Raw genomic sequence first — 20,913 nt, forward strand, 5'->3', positions numbered from 1 at the left:
GCGGCTCGCGGCCGGCTTGAGCCAGGCCTGAGCTGGGCGGCAGAAACGGCAAAAAAGAACCCTGCCCCACCGAAGTGGGACAGGGTCCAATCTTTGGGAGTTCGAGGAAGCCGGCGAACCGGCTCCCTCTGGTACTCAGTGGTCTTAGAGGATGTCGGCGGCGGAGAAGCCCGCGCCCACGCCCGTGAAGACCGTACCGACCGTCGTCACCGAACCGCCCGTGACGTTGCCGTCCCAGACGACCAGGGCGTCAGCGCCGGCCGCGTTGTAGGTGAAGACGTTACCAGCCAGGGTACCGCGGAGGATCTGGTAGGTGCCGTCCGCGACGCCCGCGCCATCGGCGGTGAACGTCACGCCGGCAACGGCCTGAACCACGTTGAAGGTCGAGAGGTCGACCTTGTCGGTGCCGCCCGTCGTGAAGCCCGTGACCACGTCCGGCGCCGAAGCGAAGGTGAACGTGTCGCCGTTCGTCAGCGAGGTGCTGGCGTCCGCGTCGGAGAACAGGAAGGTCTTCGACTGGTTAGCAGCGGTGTAGGCCAGATTGACCGCAGCGGTGCCCAGTTGGGCATCGGCGAAGTCGAAAATGTCCAGACCGGTCGAGGCCGAAACCTTCACCAGGTCGCCACCGTCGACGATGGCGAAGCCGCCGGTCAGGGTGGTGAACTGAGCGGCCGACAGGTTGAAGACGTTGTCCGAAGCGTTGAGGGCGTCGAACTTGGCTTCAGCCGCGATGGCCGTCAGGTTGGCGATGATGTTGGCGCTCGTGTCGGCCACCGTGATGGTGTCACCGGCGACCAGCTTGGCGACGTTGCCCGCCACGGTGGCTTGCGCCGCCGTGATGTTGATCGTCGTGGCTTCGGTCGAGTCGATGGTGTCGACCTTGGCTTCGGCGAACAGGGCGGCCAGGTTGGTCTGGATGTTGGCCGAGGTGTCCGAAACCACAACCGTGTCAGCGGTTTGCAGCTTGGCCACGTTGCCGGCCACGATCGCTTGAGCCGAGGTGACGTTGAAGCCAACGCCGTCTTCGGTCGAGTTGATCGCGTCAACCTTGGTGTCGGCGAACAGAGCGGTCACCGAAGCGCCGATGTTGGCCGAGGTGTCGACCACCGTCACCGTGTCGCCCGTTTGCAGCTTGGCCATGTTGGCGGCCACGCCTTCTTGAGCGGCGGTGATGTCGATCGAGACGCTGTTTTCCGTCGAGTCGATGTTGTCGACCTTCACGTCGGCGAACAGAGCGGCGAGAGCGCCGTTGATGTTGGCCGAGGTGTCCGACACCGTGATGGTGTCGCCGGCAACCAGCTTCGCCATGTTGGCCGCGACCGCTTCTTGAGCAGCCGAGATCGTCAGGGCGGCGGTTTCCGTCGAGTCGATGGTGTCGACCTTCACTTCAGCGAACAGGGTGGCCAGTTGGGCCTGGATGTTCGCCGAGGTGTCCGAGACGTTGATGGTGTCGGCGGCTTGCAGCTTACCAACACCCGTCAGGATGTTGTTGACCGAAGCGTTGAACACCGTCGCGTCTTGCGTCGAGTCGATGTTGTCGACCTTGGCGTCGGCGATCAGGGCCGTCAGCGTGGTTTGGATGTTGGCCGAGGAGTCAGCGACGGTGATCGTATCGCCAGCTTGCAGCTTGGCCATGTTGGCCGCGACCGCTTCTTGAGCGCTGGTGATCGTGATCGCCGTGGCGTTTTCCGTCGAGTCGATGTTGTCGACCTTGGTGTCAGCCAGCAGGGCGGTCAGCACGGCTTGGATGTTGGCCGTGGTGTCGTTCACCGTGACGGTGTCGCCGGTGTTCAGCTTGGCCATGTTGCCCGCGACTTGCTCTTGAGCAGCCGTGAGGACCAGGGCGACGCTGTCTTCCGTCGAGTCGATGGTGTCGACCTTAACTTCGGCGAACAGAGCGGCCAGCGAACCTTGGATGTTCGCCGTGCTGTCGAACACGTTGATCGTGTCGGCGGCTTGCAGCTTGGCCAGGTTCGGAGCACCGGTGACGTTGGCGACCGAGGCGTTGAACGCCACGCCGTCTTGCGTCGAGTCGATGTTGTCGACCTTGGCGTCGGCCAGCAGCGCGCTCAGCGAACCACCGATGTTGGCCGAGGTATCGGCCACCGTGATGGTGTCACCAGCTTGCAGCTTGTTCATGTTCGCCACGACGTTGCGCTGAGCGACCGAGATGTTGATCGCCGAAGCTTCCGTCGAGTCGATGTTGTCGACCTTGGCGTCGGCCAGCAGAGCAGCCAGGCTAGCCTGGATGTTCGTGGTGGTGTCCGAAACCGTGATCGTGTCGCCGGCTTGCAGCTTGGCCATGTTGGCCGAGACCGCTTCTTGAGCCGCCGTGATCACCAGGGCCACGCCGTTTTCCGTCGAGTCGATGTTGTCGACCTTCGTGTCGGCCAGCAGAGCCGACAGCGGAGCGCCTTGCAGGTTCGCCGAGGTATCGGTGACCGTCACGACGTCGTTGACCGTCAGGCCAGCCTTCGTGGCGTTGTAGCTCACCACCGAGCCGCTGAAGCTCACGGCCGACGAGGACAGAACCGCACCGCCAACCACGTCACCAGCCTTCAGAGCGGTGACGCCCGTCAGCTTGATCTGCAGGTCGTTGCCGTTCAGCGTGCCGTCGTCGTTCAGGTCGATCCACAGCGTGTTCGTGTCTTTTTGGTACACGTAATCGATGATGCCATCGAGTTCCTTGGTGCCGCCTTGAGCAGCGCCGAAGGTGTCGAAGTTACCAGCGAAGTTCAGCGCGCCGAGCAGCAGCGGATTGTTGACGACGATCGTGTCGGTGCCCGAGACGAAGTCAACGATCGTGTCCGCCGTGGTCGAGGACGACTGAGCCAGGGCCGAGTAGGTGAACTGGTCAGCACCAGCGCCACCGGTCAGCTGGTCAGCGCCAGCGCCACCGAACAGGATGTCAGCGCCGCCGCCGCCCGAGATCGAGTCAGCGCCCGCACCACCGTAGACGGTGTCAGCGCCGGCGCCGCCGGTGAAGACAACCTTCTTGGTGCTGGTGACGATGTCCGAAGCGTCGAGCGTAGCCGTCGCGCCCGTGTTGGTCAGGCCAGCGGCCGAAACCGTCAGCGTGCCGTTAGCGGCGATCACGGCGTCGCTGTTCAGGTCGATGATCACGTCGTCGGTAGCGGCAGCGCCGACCGTGACGTTGACCGTTTCGACCGCGCGCAGGTTCACCAGATCAGCGCGGCTGTTGTCAGCCTTGATGTTCAGGACGTCGCTGGACGAGGTGCCACCGGTGATGAAGTCGTTCGCACCGATGTTGGCGGCCAGACCGTTGACGGTCACGGCGCCCGGAGCGGTCGTGGCGTTCACGGTGTCGTCGCCACCAGCCAGGTTCACCGTCAGATTGTTGGTGAAGCCTTCGCCGAGGTTCACGGCATTGACGCCGCCCGACAGGTTGACCGTGGTGAACGACTTCGCGTTGGCGATGGCGTTCATCGTGACGGTCGAGTTGTTGTCCAGGTTCAGTTGCTCAACGCCGACCCAGTTGTTGAAGGCCGAGTCGTTGATGTTGGCCGCACCCGTGACCACCAGCTTGTCAGCGCCCAGACCACCCGTGATCGAGTCGGCCGAGGTCAGCTCACCAGCGACGAAGTTGAAGGTGTCGTCGCCGTCGCCGCCGTCGAGGCTGACAACGCCCACGCCGACGGTGATGACGTCGTCACCAGCGCCCGACGAAACGGTGTCGTTGCCGGCGCCCGAGTTGATGACGTCGTTACCGGCGCCCGTCGTGATGCTGTCGATGCCGCCAGCGCTGGCGGTGTTGACAGTCCAGCCACCCGTGCCGGCCGTGATGACCGTCTTGGTGTCAGCGCCACCCGACACGAAGATCGTGCCGCTAGCGACGTCAACCGGGCTGTCGACCGTGGCGTTGCCGGCCGTGATGGTGTGGGTCACCTTCGCGGCAGCGGCCGAGGTCACAACGATGGTGTCATCGCCGTTGCCCGAAGCAACCGTGTAAGCGCCGAAGTTGTTGGCGCCGCCGACTTGGATGACGTCGTTGCCCGAACCCGACGTGATCGAGACGTTCTGGGCCGTGGCCGTCGAAACGTCGTCCGCGTCGTCGATGTTGATCGAGAGACCGCCAGTGTTGGTGCCGGCGTTCACGGTGGTCAGAGCGCCAGCCGTGACTTGAGCCGTCACAACAACCTTCGCGCTGCCCGAAACGTTCAGGGTGGTCAGGTCGCCGTCGGTGATCGAGGCGATGGTCACCACGTCCACCTTCGTACCGGTCACGTCCGTAACGGTCGTGTTGGTGTCGTTGGCGGTGATGTTCAGGGTTTCAGCGTCGCCCGTCGTGACAGCGCCGACGAAGTAGTCCGACGTGTCGGTGGTGATCACGACGTTCAGCGAGTCAGCGGCCGTGTCCGTACCGTGGGTCACGGTCAGGGCGTCAGCGCCGGCCAGGCCGGTCGTCGCGGTCTTGGCGTTCAGGTTCACGGTCGAAGCGTCGGTGACCTTGTTCAGGACCACGCCGCCATTGGTGCCGTCCTGGAAGTCATAGGTCAGGACGCCAGCGGCGGCAGCGCCGGTGCCGGTCGCGTTCGACGTGGCGTTGAAGGCGCCGGCGTTCAGCGTGCCGCTGGTGGCGGTCGTGAAGGCCAGGGTCTCGACGCTGGTCGTGTTGTTGAAGGTCTTGGCCGTGTTGACCGAGCCGACCGAGGTCGCGGCGACCGTATCAGCGCCCAGGCCACCCGCGACGGTGTCGTCGCCGGTGTAGTTGGCGCCCAGGGTGATGACGTCGTCGCCAGCGCCGGCGTTGACGTTCGCCTTACCGGTGTGGTTGCCGACATCCAGGGTGTCGCTGCCCGAACCGCTCGTGACGGTCAGGGTGGTCAGGACGCCCGCGTCGCCCGACTTCACAGCCAGAGCGCCCGTGAACGTGTTCGCGTCGATGGTCGACACGGTGTTGTTCAGAGCGTTGGTGATCGTCAGGGCCTTGTCGCCGGAGACCGTGACGGTCGCGGCGTCGGTGTTGATGCCCGTCACCGTCGAGGCGGCGCCCGACGAGGTGATGGCGACCGTTTCGATGCCGGTGTTACCAGCGCCGGCCAGGTTGTCGGTGTTCGCGCCGACCTTGATCGTGCCAACGGCGTTGCCGTTCAGAGCGATCTTCTGGACGTCGGTGGTGCCGGCGACCGCGGCGGCCTTGTAGGCCACGGTGACGTTGGCGTTGTTCAGGGCGTTGGCGATTTGCAGCTCAACGACTTGACCAACGTTCTTCACCGTCAGGGCGGCGTTCGACGAGCTCGAGCGGATCGTGGTCAGAGCGACGTCGACGTTTTCCAGACCCAGGGTCGTGCCGTTGGCGTTTTGCGCCTGGACTTCAACGACCTCAACGCCAGCGACCGTGAAGCCCTGGACGTTGGCCGGGAAGGCGTTGTTGCCGCCGGTCGGGTTGATGTCGGTGACGACGCGCAGAACGTCGGTGCCGCCGCCGGCCGAGATGTTGTCCGAGGCTTGCAGGGTGGTCGTTTGACCCCACGAACCGATGAACGTGTCGTTGCCGTTCGTGCCCGACAGAATGTCGGTGGCGGCGGGCGTCAGGTCGACGATCTTGCCGGCCGTCGGATCCGAACCAGCGCCGTAGCTGGTGAAGATGTTGATGCCCGAGGCGTTGTTGGCCGTCAGGATGCCGTCGGTGATCAGGTCGAGCAGCAGGTTGTTCGTCGCCGTGGCGTACGAGCCGAGGTACGAACCGCCAGCGGTCGAGTACGACGTGGCGGCGTTCATGATCACGCCGGCCAGAGCGGCGCGAACGGCCAGCTCGACGTCAGCGCCGGCCAGGCCGGGGACGTTCGCCTTCACGAAGGTGTTGTAGTAGGCGAGCGCTTCCGGACGGGTCAGGTAAGCGACAGCCGAGTCGATGTTGATGCCGGCAGCGGTGGCGGCCGAGGAGCCGATGATGCTGAGGTACATCGCCTTGGCGGCTTCCGCCGTCGTGGCGTAGGCGGCCGTGCCGTAGCCGGCCGAGAAGGCGGCCTTGGCGGTCGCGTTCGAGGTGGCCAGCGAGATCGACTGAGCGATGAAGCGGTTTTCCGAGTTCATGCCGGCTTGAGCGCCCGAGCCGACATAAGCGGCGTTCAGGGCGGCCAGGCCAGCTTGGCTCGGCGCGAAGCCGAGGAAGAACTGGTAGGTTTCGATGCTGACAGCGGTCGTGCCGTCGGCAGCCAGGTTAATGACGGCCTGCAGCGCTTGGCTGTCCGTCAGACCCCCGGTCTGGTTCCCGGTCCAGATCGTGTTGTTCAGGACAGCGAGCTGCGCCTGGTTCGGACCGGTACCAGCGTTGACGTTCGTGAAGAACGTCAGAAGCTGCGCTTGTGTGTAAGCCATGTGGCTTGTCTCCCAAAGATAATCCCACACCCCCCCGCGACCATTCGGCACGCATGAGGGCAGCGACGGCTATAGAGCAAACGACATACGTCGACAATACCCGAAATTCGGCCGGTACAGCATTTTTCATACCGGTACAGCAAATTCCTATGTCGCGTTCCTTGAACCCCCCTCCGGAAGGATGTATATAGAGTGCATGTGAGTTCACTCGGGGCGGGGCGCGGCGACGTGTCTTCGCGCACGGCGTGAAGCGCGAGGTATTTGAAATGTATGGCAACCCTCAACGTCGCAGCGCTCCAGAGGTCCAAGATCTCCGGCGAGAAGGCGGTCGCTGGCTGAAGGAAGTGAGAGAAGCCGCCGGCCTCTCTCAACGGCAGCTCGCCGCCAAGGTCGGCGCGGACTACTACACTTTCATCTCCCAGCTTGAGACGGGGCGAGGTCGCATCCCGCCCGATCGGTATCGCGACTGGGCCCAGGCCCTGGCGCTGGACCATCGGATGTTCGTTCGCGAACTGATGCGGTTCTACGACCCGATCACCTACGAGATCCTATTCAGCGAGAATTAATTCGTTTAACCTTATGCGACCGGTGGGGGCCGGTCGTGTTCACTGGCGTGGGGAACCTTCCGCCGAATGGTTGCGCAGGTAATTTCGTTTTTTCAGCGTCCGCAGCGTCAGGGGTCGGCCTATGCCGACTGGACGCAGCAGGAGCTCGCCGAGTTCTACCGCGTTGAAAGCGCACTCATTCGCGCCGGGATTCGCGTCGGCACCGATCGAGGCCTGAGCGACGAGGACGAACCTTGGTTCATCTTCTACCGCGCCGACGACGGCGAGGTGGTCATCCACTTCGCGCGTATCGACGGCGAATACATCATCGCGGGCCCCGCCTATGAAGAGATCGCGCGCGGCGTTGATTTCTCGGGCCTCGTCCGCAACATGGTCGCCCGCCATCCGCTGATCCGCCGGTCGGAGCGAGGCAACAACGTCTCGATCCACCCGGCCGCCTTGCTCATCGCCGTGGTCGGCACCGCTTTCTTCAAGACTGGCGAGGCGCGAGCCGCCGAGAGCGGCGCGACGAACGCCCATTCCGGTCACAACCGGCCGGTCTTGCTGCAGAGCAGTTCGAGCTCGACCCTGGCGACCGCGACGGGATCGGCTCAGCCGTCCCCGTACGACACGGCCTACCTTCCCGCCAACCAAGCGGTCCTGGTCCTGGCCGCGGCGCTGCTCGCCTCCGACTATCGCCTGGCCTCGGCGTCGGCCACGCATGAAGCCACGGCCAGCATCGCGGCCGCCGCGGCGGCGATGGACTTCGGCGGCGCGACCGCCGTGGTCGGCGCGGACAGTGACCTGTTCGTCCCCGCCCCCAGCCGTGGACAGGCTGTCGACAACACGCCCACCCAGGCTGTCTCTTCGGTGCTGTCGCTGATGGCTCTGCTCTCGACCATGCCGAGCACGGTCGACGCACCGGCAGGCGTCCTTTCGGGCCTGGGCGGCGGCGGTGGCGGCGGACCGACGGACACCGGCTTCGATATCTTGACTCCGCGCACGGCCGACCCGACGGCCGGCCAATGGTCGATCGAAGTCCGTCTGGACTGGACCCATACGCTGAACATCGAGGCCGTGCAGCTGGTGCGCGCCGCGGTCGGCGACGGCCCGGCGCAGAAGATCGCGGTCATCGAGGTCGACAAGCTTCCAGACGCCCTGGCTGATATCATCGCCCGGGGAGCCCACTATGTGGTGACTCCGCCGTCGGCCAACGATCACGACACACCCGCGGTCGTCACACCGCCGCCCGCGACGAGCGGCGGCGCGACCGATCCCAACGATCACGGCACGGGAGCGGGCTCGACGGGCGACGGCTCGACGGGCGGCGGCGCCACGGACGGCGGCCTGACCGGTGGCTCGACGGGCGGCGCTACAGACGGTGGCCTGACCGGCGGATCGTCGGGCGGCCCGACCGGCGGAAACTCGGCGATCCAAGAGCCGACGCCCAGTCAACCGCCCCAGACCCCGGCTCCGCCTCCCATGCTGGGTTTCGCGAGCCAGGAACTGGTCAAGCAGTTCATTGACTACTTCATCTCGCACACCGCCGATGTCGATGTCCTGACCAACGGCCTGCAGGTGTCGATCGTCGACTCGCGCGTCCTGCACAATCCCAGCGCCATCGATCACCTGACCAGCATCACCTTCACCCTCTTCGACGGAAGCTCGGTCAATCTGGTTGGCGATCATTCCTCCTTCCTCCACGGGGGCGTTCTGGTCTAGACGAGACACGCGACGCGCCCAGGCGCGGCGCATGTTCCAAGATCAGCGGAACGCGGCCACAAGCCCGTTCAGGAAGTACTGACGTGAGACCTGCACGCCTGGATCTGGCGATCCGTTCCGTCATGAAAGACGCACCGGTCGTCGCCCCCGAAGGCGTGCACGCCTCCGCCGCGCCCGACGCGTCCGACGCGGATCCCGCCCCCGCACCGACCGCGCGCCGACGGTTTCATCTGGCGCGCCGACTGGTCTCCTCGGTGTTTGGCAGGGCCGCCGACTATACGCGACGCTATCTCCAGGCCTCGGTCGTGCACGAACTGCACGAAACCCGCGCCCAGCTGAGCGGACTGGCCGCCGAGTTGCAGCTTGCCCGCATGCAACTCGACCACACCCAGAACCAGCTGCACACGACACACGGCCTGCTGCACGCCATGATGGCCGACAACGCCGCGACGGCGCGGGCCCTGTCCGATCACCTGTCCCGCATCGACGGCCAGGGCGCGCGGCTCGGCGCGCGGCTCGACGCCATGCAGGTCCAGGCCGACCGGATCGAGACCAACACTGGCCATCTGATGTCTCAGACGGGCCACATCCTCCCCTTGCTGTCGAGCATCGACGCCGTCGGCGTACGGACCTTCGACCAGGTCGAGGCGATCCCCGCCCTGTTCGGCCCGCGCTTCGACGAGCTGGAAATCAAGGCGCGGCCGATGATCGCCTATGACGGCGACTCCACGGCCATCCGCATGCGCGACGGCTATGTCATGGCCCCCAGCAACCTGCCGACCTTCGTGACCATGCTGGCCAACGCGACCAGCAAGGGCCTCGAGCCCGGCACCGGCGACGTGCTGCGCCGCCTAGTGCAGCCCGGCATGATTGTCGCCGACGTCGGCGCCAATATCGGTCTCCTGACCCTGCTCCTGGCCTGGGCCACGGGTCCGGGCGGTAAGGTCATCGCCTTCGAGCCCGAGGCCATTCCGCGCTCGAACCTGGAAAAGATGCGCTATATCAATGGCCTGTCGTGGGTCGAAGTCCGTGACCAGGCCGTGGGCGCCCAGGCCGGCCAGCTGACGTTCCACGTCAGCGACATCATCGGCCACAGCTCGCTCTACGCCCTGCCCGAGGCCGAGGAGGCCCGCACGGTCGAGGTCGAGGTGGTGCGCCTGGACGAGGTCGCGCCGGCAAGGCGCATGGACGTGGTCAAGATCGACGTCGAGGGCGCCGAGCTGGACGTCCTGGCCGGCATGTCGGGCCTGATCGCCAAGAACAAGGACCTGGCCATCGTCGCCGAGTTCGGACCCGAACATCTCAAGCGCGTCGGCCAGACCCCGGCCCAGTGGTTCAAGGCCTTCGCCGACGCCGGCTTCAAGCCCTACATGATCGACGAGACCACCGGCGCGGCCGCGCCGACCAACGCCCGGGCCGCGGCCAAGGTGGTCTCGGCCAATATCGCCTTCGTGCGCGCGGGCGGCGACGCCGAACGCCGCCTGCTGCAGCGCTAGGACGTTCCCATGAAGATCTGCTGGGTCACGCCCTTCGTCCTGCGTTCGTCGATCGGTCGCGTCAGCGCCGAGGTCGCCAAGCAGCTGGCCGCGCGCGGCCACCAGGTCGAGATCCTACGCTGCGAGGATCAGAATGATCCGGCCGAGCCGCTGCATCCGACACGGCTGCCGGTGCATCACTGGCGTTCCTACAATCTCGCGCGCCTGCGGAGCGAGTTCGACGTCGTCATCGTCAATATCGGCGACAACTATCCGTTCCACGCCGGCGTCTTCGCGATCCTGGAGGCGGCGCCGTGCCTGGGAATCTTCCACGACTTCTATATCTACAACCTGTTCTCGGGCTGGCTCTACTACAACGGCCTGGACTATCGCCGGCATGACGCCGAGATCGTTGGAACCTATGGCCCCGAGGCCGAGCCTCACGCCGTCGCCGTCCGCTCGGGCCAGATGCTGGACATGGGCGACATCGCCGCCAGGCTGCCGATGACCGAATGGCTGGCGAACCGCTGCGAGGCCGCCTTGGCCCACGCCCACTTCTACGCGCCGCGTCTCGAGGCCGCCTGCCCCGGCCCGGTGGCCGTGACGCCGCTATGCTGCCCCGACCGCGCCACGCCGCCAGGCCCGCCCAAGGCCAAGAAGCAGCTGACCATCACCACCGTCGGCGTGATGAACCCCAACAAGCGCGTCGCCGATGTGCTGCGTGCGATCGGCGGTTCGAACGCCCTGAAGGCCTGCATCTATCGCCTGGTCGGTCCGATCTCGGACGAAGAGCGCGGCAAGCTCCAAGCCGTCGCCGCCGAGGTGGGCTTTGGAAATCTGGTCATCGATGGCGCGGTCGACGATGACACGCTCGACCAGCGGCTGGACGAGGCCGACATCATGGTCGCCCTGCGCAAGCCGGTGCTGGAAGGCGCTTCGGGGTCGGCCTGCGAGGGCATGCTCAGCGGCCGCCCCACGGTGGTGGCCAAGGCCGGCTTCTATGGCGAATTGCCCGACGACCTGGTCTTCAAGGTCGATGGCGAGATCGTCGTCGAAGAGCTGCGCGAGACCTTGGAACGTCTGGTCGCCGACAAGGCCCTGCGCCGCGAGACCGGCAAGGCCGCCCGCGCCTGGGCGTTGGCGAACCTCAACGCCTCGCGCTACGCCGAGGCGGTCGAGGCCCTGGCCGAGGCCCAGCTTGCCAGCCGCCCCCTGTTGGCCATCGGCCGTCGCATCGGCGGGGAGCTGAAGGCCATGGGCCTGGCCGAGACGGATCCCGCCTCGGCGCGCATCGGCGCGACGCTGCAGAAGCTGTTCGCGCCCCTCCCCTAGACCCTGTCTATCGGGCCAAACCGCTCACGCCCTCTAGGCGCTCTTGCTCACCGGCGGCGCGCAGTAGGCGTCCAGGAACGCCTGGTGCTGCGGCAGGCGCGAGACCGCGCCGGCGATATTGCGCTTCAGGTCGTTCAAGGCCTGCTGCAGCTGCTGCGGCGGCATCAGCCGGCCCATGTGGTGGTAGGTCTGGGGCGTCACGCGCTGGCCCAGCAGAACCTGTAGCCAGGAATCGACCTGGAACAGTTCGCCCGGCGCCTGGAAGACCTGGGCGCTCTCCCGGAACAACGCGATGCGCTGGGCCAGACTGTCGGGGATGTCCATCTCACGGACACGATCCCAGAACGGCGTGTCGGTCCGCTCGGTCGCCTTGTAGTGCAAGATGATGAAATCGCGGATCTTTTCCAGCTCGTCATCAGCCTGGCGGTTGTAGCGGTCGATCGCCGCCTGGCTGATGCCGGCGAACGGGAACAGCTGCATCAGCCGCGTCACGCCGATCATGATCAGGTGGATCGAGGTCGATTCCAGCGGCTCGACGAAGCCGCTGGCCAGGCCCAGGGCCACGACGTTCTTGTCCCAGGTCTTGCGGCGGCGGCCGGTGCGGTAGCGGATCAGCCGCGGCTGGATCAAGGTCTCGCCCTCGATCTCGCCCATCAGATGGTCGTGGGCCTCGTCGTCGGACATGAACTCGTTGCAGTAGACGAGGCCGTTGCCGACGCGATGCTGCAGGGGAATTTTCCACCGCCAGCCGGCCTTGTGGGCGATGGCGCGGGTATAGGGGACGGCGGGCTCGGTCGAGCGGGTCTGGACGGCCAGGGCGCTGTTGGTTGGCAGCCATTGGCCCCAATCCTCGAATCCGGCCTTCAGGGTCTGCTCGATCAGCAGGCCCCGGAAGCCGGTGCAATCGACGAACAGGTCGCCCTCAACCACGTCGCCGTTCTCCATGACCAGGGCCTCGACGTAGCCGCTCTGCGCATGCTGACGGACGCTGGCGATCTTGCCCTCGACACGGCGCGCGCCATCGCGCTCGGCCATGCCCCGCAGGAAGCGGCCATAAAGGCCGGCGTCCAGGTGGTAGGCGTAGTTCAGCGGGCTGTCCTCGCTGGTGAAGAACCGGTTCTGCTCGGCCGCCTTCAGCTCGAAGCAGTAGTCGCCCAGGTCGCCGCCGAAGCCCTGTTCACGAGCCTGCAGCCAGAAGTGATGGAAGCCGCCCATCCAGGTGGATTTGCCGACCTGGCCGAACGAGTGGATGTAGCGGTCGCCGATCTCGCCCCAGTGCTCGAACGAGATGCCCAGCTTAAAGGTCGCCTGGGTAGCGCGCATGAACTCCGGCTCGTCGATGCCGAGCAGGGCGTTGAAGGTCCGGGCCGTGGGGATGGTCGACTCCCCAACTCCGACGGTGCCGATGTCCTCGGATTCGACCAGGGTGATATCGAGCAGCGGGCCCAACTGTCGGGCCAGGGCGGCGGCGGCCATCCAGCCGGCGGTGCCCCCGCCCGCGATGACGACCTTGCGGATCGTTTGTTGGGTCATGACGTCCCTCCCCCGGTCGCTATCGGTTCAGTCGATCGAGCAGCAGGGCGCGCAGGCGGCGGGCCTTGAGCTCGTCCATGGGTCCGAGCGGTCCCCGCGCGGTCTCGGGCAGGTGCGCCCCGGCACGGTCGGCGGGACCGAACACGTAGTAGTCGAACAGGGCCTTCCAGCCCTGCTTCTCGAAATCGGGGCGATCGCGCAGACTCAGCAGGCCATGCAGCAGGGTGTTCATTGGGGTGTCGACGAAACCCGGCGAGGCGTTCCACCAGTAATTGACCAGCACGTTGAAGGCGTCGAGCGCCTCGACCTGATGCCACCACAGGGCCGGATAGACCAGCACGTCGCCGGGCTCGAGCTCGGCCACCTGGGCCGAGGCCAGGGCGTCGCGAAACAGCGGATGGCGGTCGAAATCGGGCTGGTCGAAATCGACCATGCTGACCACCTGCCCGCCAGGCGTCGGCTCCAGGGGGCCGGGATAGAGATTGGCGACCTGGGTCGGCGGAAACAGGGTGAAACGCCGCCGGCCCACGGCGCAGACGGCGATGTTGTTCGACATGTCGTAGTGCGCCGCCGCCACCGTGCGGTTGCCCAGCCAGATCCCAGCCATCGGCGGCTGCGGCCCGAACGTTTCAGGATCCAGGCCCAGATCGTTGGCGGCCTTCAGGCTGGGGAAATAGGCGTCGAGATCGGTCGAGCCGATATAGATCGACGGCGCGTCGTTGCGGTCCTCGACGGCCTCGATATGGCTCAGGAACGTCTCGAGCGGCGCACGTTCGGCCTTGAAGTTCAGGCCCGTGAGCGTCTCGTTGTAGAAGAAGCGCCCCTTGATGGCGGGGTCGCCCGTATAGCCGACCACGCGCCCGCCCTGGTCGTGGGCGCGGATATAGTCACGGGCCGCCTGGCCGGATCGCAGGCCCGCCTGGACGAGCGGCCAGTCGCGGACCAGGCCCCTGAAGATCATCGGCGTCTGGCCGGCCAGCACCGCCTCGAACGGGATCTCGCCCGGCGTCGCGACCGTGACTTCCACGGTCCGGCGGGAGATCGCCTCGGCCGCGTTCATGCCGCGCTCGTTTCCTGAGCGGCGCGAAGTCGGCTCTTGCGGGCGATCAGCTCCTCGATATTGCCCATCGACGAGATGATCCAGTGGGCGGCGCGGAGCAGGCCCGACTGATGCAGCCGTTCCAGATTTTCGCCGGTGACCGCCGCCAGGCGATCCGGCGCCAGGGTGAAGACGTCAGGCAGGTCGTAGCTGGTGTGGTCGTCCAGCTTGATCTCGATGTCGATCGGCTCGATCAGGCCAAGCTCGTCGAAGAAGGCGAACATCGGCCCGGCCACTTCCAGGCCGTCGTGGATCTGGCCCAGGGCCTGGCTGATCCCCTGCAAATAGGGCGAGTGGCCGCCCGCCGGGAGGAACAGGCGCTCGCCATCGGTGCGGCTGACGCGGGGATGGTCGAGATCGACATGGATCATCGGCCGAGGCTCGCCGCCACGCTCGTTGCGCTGCAGGGCGATCGAGAACGGGCCGCGCCGCTGGACGGCGGGCACATAGCGGGCGTTCCAGCCGGTCTCGTCCAGGAAGAGGTTCTCATCCCGGTTCAGCCCCAGCAGAGCGACCGCCTGGTAGGCGCCCGTCGCGTCCTTGCGGATCAGGATGGGATATTCGCGCTGCACGGCCTCGAACTCGGTCGGCAGCACTAGGACCTGGTTGATCCCGTCGCCGAACGCCGGGCCATGCGCGGCGATCACCCGCAGGTCGCCGTGGTCGACGTTGTTCAAAAGCACTCGGTTCATAGCCGGCTCACTCACGCTCAGTCGCGCACTTCAAAGGAAGAGAGGGGCCGCCGCAAGCGCGACGACCCCTTCCTTCGCTCCTAGGAGACTTCCAGGCCTAGAAGCGGTAGCGGGCGCCGAGGAGGAAGCGCCGATCCAGCTCTTGAGCGAACCACAGCTGGTTCGGATCGCGGCCATAGGTCCTCAGGCTTTCACGCGTGAGGTTCACGCCTTCCAGCGACACCGCCAGCTTCGGGGTGACATCGTAGCTGACGTTGATGTCCAGCTGACCGAAGGGCGCGACGTAGACCGGGTTACGCGAGCCGCCACGGTTGGTGGCTTGCAGGAACTTGTCACGCCAGTTGTAGGCGACCCGCGCCGAGATCCCGTTCTTGTCGTAGATCAGGGTGGCGTTGGCCGTATCCGACAGGCCCAGCAGAGCGAACTGGTCCTCGGCGGGGTTCGCGCCATTGTTGAACCCGACGTCGCCGCGCACCATCGTATAGGCCCCCGAGACACCGAAGCCGGTGTCGCCGAAGAAGTGCTGGGCGGCGATTTCGAAGCCGTGGATCTTGCCGGTCTTGTTGTTGATCGGCTGAGCGACCTGGAAGTTGAACAGCGGATCGGTGCTGTTGGCCGAGATATCGTTGGCCGCCAGGATGGCGTCCACGAAGGCCTGATTCAGGTCGCCGCCAGCGCCGCGATTGGCCTGGAATTGAGCCTGAGCCGCCGCCGAGGAACCGGTGGTCTGCAGCAGCGCCGTCATCGTGAACAGGTTGACGTCGGTCTGGTCGGCGCCGATCGCCGTCAGGATCGCCTTGGCCGTACCCGAACGGGTGCCCGCCGCGCCGGAGCTCGCGTCACGCAGACCGAACAGGTTCTGCATCACCGTGCCGGTGCCGACGAAGTTGTTCACGCGCTTCTCGAAGAAGCCGGCCGTGATGAAGCTGCTGGGTTTGTAGTACCACTCCAGCGAGACGTCGAAGTTATCCGAGATCAGCGGTTCCAGGTCGGGGTTGCCGCTGGTGCCGAGCGGGATGGCCCCGTTGGCGATCGGACGGTTCGGCGCGCCGGCCGTCTGGGCGGCGAACAGGTTGCCGTAGTCCGGCCGGGCGATCGTCCGGCTGAACGAGAAGCGACCGACCAGGTCGTCGCGGATCTCGACCTGGAAATCCAGGGCCGGCAACAGGCTGCTGTACTTGCCCTTGCCCGAGATCGGCGAGTAGGTGGTGGCCGTGTCCAGACGGAAGTCGTTGTCGGCCGTCCAGACGATGCCGCTGGGCGTACGGACGAGCGAGGTCGACGTCACGTCGGTCTCTTCGTAGCGAACGCCGGTAACCAGGGTCGCCTGATGGCCGCCGAGTTCGGACTTCCACGTCACCTGGGCGTAACCGGCCAGGATGTCCTCGTCGACGCGGTTGTTGGCCTGGCCCGTGACCCCGACGGGGTTGCCCTTGGCGACGTAGGGCGTCGACATGGCCTTGAAGAGATCGATCGCGTTCGCCCGGAACGACACCAGGCCGGCCCCGCTCTGCTTGGGATCCAGCTTGTCGAACTGACAGGCCAGGCAGAAGGCTTTCACCAGGCCGTTGGCGTACTGCTGCACGTCGCGCGGGCTGGAGATGCCCCAGCTGCCCAGGTCCTGCTGGGTGTTCAGGCTGGACTGGACCATTTTCGAGGTCCGGTAGTCGAGGCCGAAGTCGAAGCGGCTGCCGTTGTCGTCCAGGTCCCAGGTGGCGTCGGCACGGAATTCCTTGATTTCGTGCTGCTGGCGCTGGGCCGAGGTGCGGGCCACCTGGCTGCCCAGGTCGCCGGCGTCCAGGGCGCCGTTGGCGTTGCCGCGGGGGGCGGCGTCGTTGATCGTGATCGTCTGGACCGGGATCTTGCCGCTGTAGTCGACCGAGTGGGCCGACACGATCGGCGCGCCGATGGACACCGAGGTCGAGGTCGTACCGTTTGGCGAGTTCGGCTTGGAGTCGGCCTTGGAGATATGGCCGTCCAGGTTGACGTGGAACCGGTCCGACAGGTCCCAGGCCGCGTTCAGGCCGTAGGACTTCAGGGTGTCTTCGTTGCTGCGATATTGCTGCTCGAAGCCCATGTCCTTGGTGCCGCTGAGCGTTTCCGACAGCAGGACGGCGGTGGCCACGACCGGATTGTTGTCGAACGTGACCTTGTCGAACGGACGGTTGAACCAGTTGGTGCTGTCGTTGCGGCGCTCGAACGACTTGTTCTGCGCATAGAGCGCGTCCGCCGTGATCGTCAGGCTCTCGACCGGGCGGAATTGCGCGGTCAGTTGGCCGTTGATCCGCTCACGCTCGCCTTGCGAGAAGTGATAGCGGCTGTCGTTGGGGATCGCGACCAGGGTCGAAGCGCTGGACGGCGCGCCGGTGATCTGGGTCGCGCCGCCGTTGCGGACAAAGCCGTTCGCCGGGTTGATGAAGTCGGCGTAGGTGCGGATGTTCCAGTCGTTCGACGTGACGCTACGGCTGGTGAAGTCGCGCTTCTGGTAGCTTCCGAACAGGGCGACCCCGAACTTCTCGCTCTCATCGAGCCAGTTCAACAGGCCCGAGACTTCCGGCGTGAACTTGTGGCCGAAGTCGTCGACCTTCTTGTCCATGCTTTGGTCGTAGACGCCCTTGACGCCGATGCTGCCGCTGAGGCCGCTCTCGCGGGCTTCCAGCGGATGGCGGGTCTTGACGTTGATCGTCGCGCCGATGCCGCCCGACGGGATGCCAGCGCGGCCGGTCTTGTAGACCTCCAGCGTGGTCACGCCTTCCGAGGCGAGGTTAGAGAAGTCGAACGAACGGCTGGTGCCGGCCGCGAAGTCGACCGACTGGTCGCCACCGACCGTGGCGACGTTGGCGGTCGGCATCGTGCGGCCGTTCAGGGTCACCAGGTTGAAGCCGCCGCCGAAGCCGCGGACCGTGACCTGCGAGCCTTCGCCGTTTGTGCGGTCGATCGACACACCCGTAATCCGCTGCAGGGATTCGGCGAGGTTGGTGTCAGGGAACTTGCCGATGTCTTCGGCCGAGATGGCGTCGACGACGCCGCTGTTGCTGCGCTTGATCTCGATCGACCGTTCGAGCGAAGCGCGAATGCCGGTGACGACGATTTCGTCGACCGTGGAGTCTTGGGTCTGCTGAGCCAGCGCGGAGCTGGCGAACATGGCCGCCGTAATGGCGACGCAAGAGGCAGACGCGTGCAAGCGACGAAGCCGCTTCATTGGCCGTTCCCCCTAAAAAAGCCCTCTGTGGGGCGATGTTATTGTTTCCAGCCGGAAGCATTTCCGGCCGCTCTTCCCGTTCCCGCACCCCGGATGACAACCAGGACACGAGACACTAGTTAGCGGTAACATCGGTCGCTGAAGCCCGCAATGGCCAATTGACAGCGCTAGCAATCTTTTTTCAAGCGCATTTTGGATGATTTTTATGACAAATGGAGCGGTGATTTTGGCCGTTTCGCACTGCCGCAAAGTCGCCACAGTTTGCACTGCAATTTAAAATTGCATGATATTTCAGGACGGAAACCGGTTTCCTGAGGCTTTTCCGGAAAGCGCTGTCAATTTCCGATCAGGTCAGCGCGCTTCATGCGTGCATCAACGCCCCCGCGCCGTGTGCGGTGCGGCAGGTTTCAGTGCGTCAGAGTGCGGTGCGGCGGAGCCGCGGCGCGTCAGGCGATGTCGATGTCGACGCTGGAAGGCTTCAACCCTTCGGCCTGTGCGGTCACCCTCACCCGACCCGGCTGATTCCGTCGCGTACGGAGGATCGCCTGGGCCAGACCGTTGAAAGCCATTCGCTGGCTCGCGACGTCGGGCTCATGGCTGGTCGGGTTCCCGTTGCCGACGCCGATCACGTCCAGGGCGCCGGCGATCTCGAACTTCACCAGGTCGGCGGCGCGAGGAACCGTGCGCCCCTTGGCGTCCAGCACCTCGACCTTGAGGATGGCGACGTCCTGGCCGTCGGCCTTCAGGCGCGCGCGGTCGGCCGTCAGGCGTAGGGCGGCGGCGGGACCGGCGGTCTCGCGGCGCGCCCGCAGGATGACCCTGCCGCCCTTATAGCCATCGGCCTCGATCACGCCGGGCGCGTAGGGCACGGACCATTCGACGTGGTGGTTGGGCTTCACCTCGCGCACGCCCTGGCTCTTGCCGTTCAGGAAGAGCTCGACCTTGTCGCAATTGCTGTGCGCCCAGACCGCGATCGGCTGGCCCTCGCGGCCTTCCCAGTTCCAGTGCGGCAGGAGGTGTAGCAGCGGTTCGGCCCGCCACCAGGCGCGGTAGTAGAAATAGTTGTCCTTCGGGAAGCCGCAGGTGTCCAAGGCGCCGAAGTGCGAGCTGATGCTGGGCCAGCGGTTGAACGGCGTCGGCTCGCCGCGATAGTCGAAGCCCGTCCAGATGAAGCCGCCGGCCATCCACGGCCGTTCGGCCGCGTGGCTCCACCACTTCTCGGCCGTCGTCGCCCACCAGGGATGGTCGGTGTCGTAGGCCGGCACATAGCTCTTGGCCTCGCTGCGGGCGTACTCGCCGCGCGTGGTGACCACGCTGCCGCTCTCGCTGCCGATGACCGGCACGTTTGGGAAGCGCTCGTGGAACGCGTCCATCTTCTCGTGGCGATAGTTGAAGCCCTGGACGTCGATGACGGGACTGATCCCCTCCCCGAATCCGTTGTCCATGGCGGCGGTGACCAGGCGCGAGGGGTCCAGGCGATTGACCAGCCGCTTCATGGTCGTGGCGACCTTGGCGCCGCGCGCCGAGCCCTGCTGCGGCTCCTCATTGCCGATCGACCAGAGGATCACGGACGGGTGGTTGCGGTCGCGACGGACTAGGCGCTCCAGCTCCTCCATCGAGGTCGGATCGCTGGACATCCGGCGAGCTTCGTCGATGACCAGAATCCCCAGGCGGTCGCAGGCGTCCAGCAACTCGGGGGTCGGCGGATTGTGCGAGGCGCGATAGGCGTTGCACCCCATCGACTTCAGCTGCTCCAGCCGCCAGACCTGCAGGGCGTCGGGGATCGCCGCGCCGACGCCGGCATGGTCCTGGTGGTTGCAGCTGCCCTTCAGCTTCACCGGCTTGTCGTTGAGGAAGAAGCCCTTCTGGCCGTCGAAGCGGATCGCGCGGACGCCGAAGCGGGTGACGAACCGGTCGACCACCGCCCCGCCGACCTTGGTCTCGGTGACCAGGGTGTAGAGGTGCGGGGTCTCCAGCGACCACAGGATCGGATTGGCCAGGGTCACCGTCTGGGACAGGCTCTGGCGCTCCCAGGCCGGGACGCGATCGGCGACGGGCGCGACGGCCAGGACCGGCTTGCCCGCGGCGTCGAGCACGGCGTGGGTCAGTTCGAAGGCCTGGCCCTTGTCGCCGTCGTTGACCAGGTCGGTGTCGATCTGGAGCGTGCCGTCCACCTTGGCGCGAACGAAGACGCCCCACTGCGGCACGTGGACGGGCGCGGTCTTGACCAGCCAGACGTGGCGATAGAGCCCCGCCCCTTCGTAGAACCAGCCCTCGCCCAGGCTGGCGTCGACGCGCACGGTCAGCAGGTTGTCGCCGCCCAGCTTGGCGATGTCGGTGATGTCGACGCGGAACGGGCTGTAGCCGCTGTCCTCGCGCTCCAGGATGTAGCCGTTGACGATCACCAGGGCGTCGCGGAACGCGCCGTCGAACTCGATCGACAGGCGCTTGCCGGCGTCGGTGGCCGGCAGGGCGAAGGTCTTGCGGTACCAGCCAACGCTGGTGTCCGGGAACTCGCGGCCCAACGGCTTGTAGCCGTGCGCGGCGCGCAGGTCCTCGTCGTCGGGCTTGCCTGAAGGCTTGTAGTCCGGGTTCGGGACGAACGGCAGCTCGACGGCCCAGTCGTGCGGCAGAGTCACCGGCTTCCAGGCGCTGTCGTCGAAGTCCTTCTGGGCGGCGGCGGCCACCCACCAGTTAGGCGAATTGCCGCCGGCCTTGGCGAAGGTGCGCTGGTTGGCGCCGAAACCGAAGTCCTTGGCCGGATCGGAGGCATGGCCCAGGGCGAAGCGCCAGTCGAAGTTCAGCAAGGTCCGCTCGCGCGGGCCGAGGTCCACCGAGGCGATCGGCGCGACCTGCGCGTTCGCCGCCGCTGTCTTCGCCAGCAAGGCCGCACCCGCCGTGGCGGCCAAAGCCTGGCGTCGATTGATCTGGACCATGGGAAACGCCCTCACGAAAAAGAGGGAGGAAGCGC

The 20,913-nt window shown here is 66.0% G+C and carries 9 protein-coding genes and 1 pseudogene; 4 read left to right on the plus strand and 6 right to left on the minus strand.

Annotation, left to right across the window (positions count from 1 at the left end; all coding sequences use genetic code 11):
• Positions 1-144 precede the first annotated feature (144 nt).
• The gene (locus AC1RRV_RS05370) at positions 145-6,342 is read right to left on the minus strand and encodes a hypothetical protein (protein WP_492858549.1); all 6,198 of its coding nucleotides are present in this window, start codon (positions 6,340-6,342) and stop codon (positions 145-147) included.
• Between the two features lie 266 nt (positions 6,343-6,608).
• On the opposite strand from AC1RRV_RS05370, the gene AC1RRV_RS05375 reads away from it, so the two are divergent.
• The 4 genes and pseudogenes from AC1RRV_RS05375 (at position 6,609) to AC1RRV_RS05390 (ending at position 11,416) form a co-directional block, all read left to right on the plus strand.
• Positions 6,609-6,908 (plus strand): helix-turn-helix domain-containing protein, encoded by a 300-nt coding sequence (locus tag AC1RRV_RS05375; protein WP_492858550.1) that lies wholly within the window; start codon positions 6,609-6,611, stop codon positions 6,906-6,908.
• 66 nt (positions 6,909-6,974) lie between these two features.
• Positions 6,975-8,609 (plus strand): hypothetical protein, encoded by a 1,635-nt coding sequence (locus AC1RRV_RS05380; protein ID WP_492858551.1) that lies wholly within the window; start codon positions 6,975-6,977, stop codon positions 8,607-8,609.
• Positions 8,610-9,262: 653 nt separating this feature from the next.
• Positions 9,263-10,105 (plus strand): annotated as a pseudogene (locus AC1RRV_RS05385) (FkbM family methyltransferase); the annotation flags it as partial.
• Positions 10,106-10,114: 9 nt separating this feature from the next.
• Positions 10,115-11,416 carry a glycosyltransferase family 4 protein gene (locus tag AC1RRV_RS05390; protein ID WP_492858552.1) on the plus strand — a complete coding sequence of 434 codons (1,302 nt, stop codon included), beginning with the start codon at positions 10,115-10,117 and terminating at the stop codon, positions 11,414-11,416.
• Between the two features lie 33 nt (positions 11,417-11,449).
• Here the strand turns inward: AC1RRV_RS05390 and AC1RRV_RS05395 are convergent, their stop codons facing one another.
• The 5 genes from AC1RRV_RS05395 to galA form a co-directional block, all read right to left on the minus strand.
• Positions 11,450-12,949, minus strand: coding sequence for a tryptophan halogenase family protein (locus AC1RRV_RS05395; protein ID WP_492858554.1), 1,500 nt, complete (start codon positions 12,947-12,949; stop codon positions 11,450-11,452).
• 19 nt (positions 12,950-12,968) lie between these two features.
• Positions 12,969-14,093 carry a cupin-like domain-containing protein gene (locus tag AC1RRV_RS05400; protein ID WP_492858662.1) on the minus strand — a complete coding sequence of 375 codons (1,125 nt, stop codon included), beginning with the start codon at positions 14,091-14,093 and terminating at the stop codon, positions 12,969-12,971.
• Positions 14,006-14,740: a SapC family protein gene (locus AC1RRV_RS05405; RefSeq protein WP_492858555.1), complete on the minus strand. Its 735-nt coding sequence runs from the start codon at positions 14,738-14,740 to the stop codon at positions 14,006-14,008. Before AC1RRV_RS05405 ends, AC1RRV_RS05400 begins: the two co-directional genes overlap by 88 nt.
• Before the next feature lie 97 nt (positions 14,741-14,837).
• Positions 14,838-17,942: a TonB-dependent receptor gene (locus AC1RRV_RS05410; protein WP_492858556.1), complete on the minus strand. Its 3,105-nt coding sequence runs from the start codon at positions 17,940-17,942 to the stop codon at positions 14,838-14,840.
• 446 nt (positions 17,943-18,388) lie between these two features.
• On the minus strand, positions 18,389-20,878 hold the full coding sequence (gene galA / locus AC1RRV_RS05415) for a beta-galactosidase GalA (RefSeq protein ID WP_492858557.1): 2,490 nt from the start codon (positions 20,876-20,878) through the stop codon (positions 18,389-18,391).
• Positions 20,879-20,913: the final 35 nt, after the last annotated feature.

This window comes from Caulobacter sp. GW821-FHT11E10, assembly GCF_058808375.1.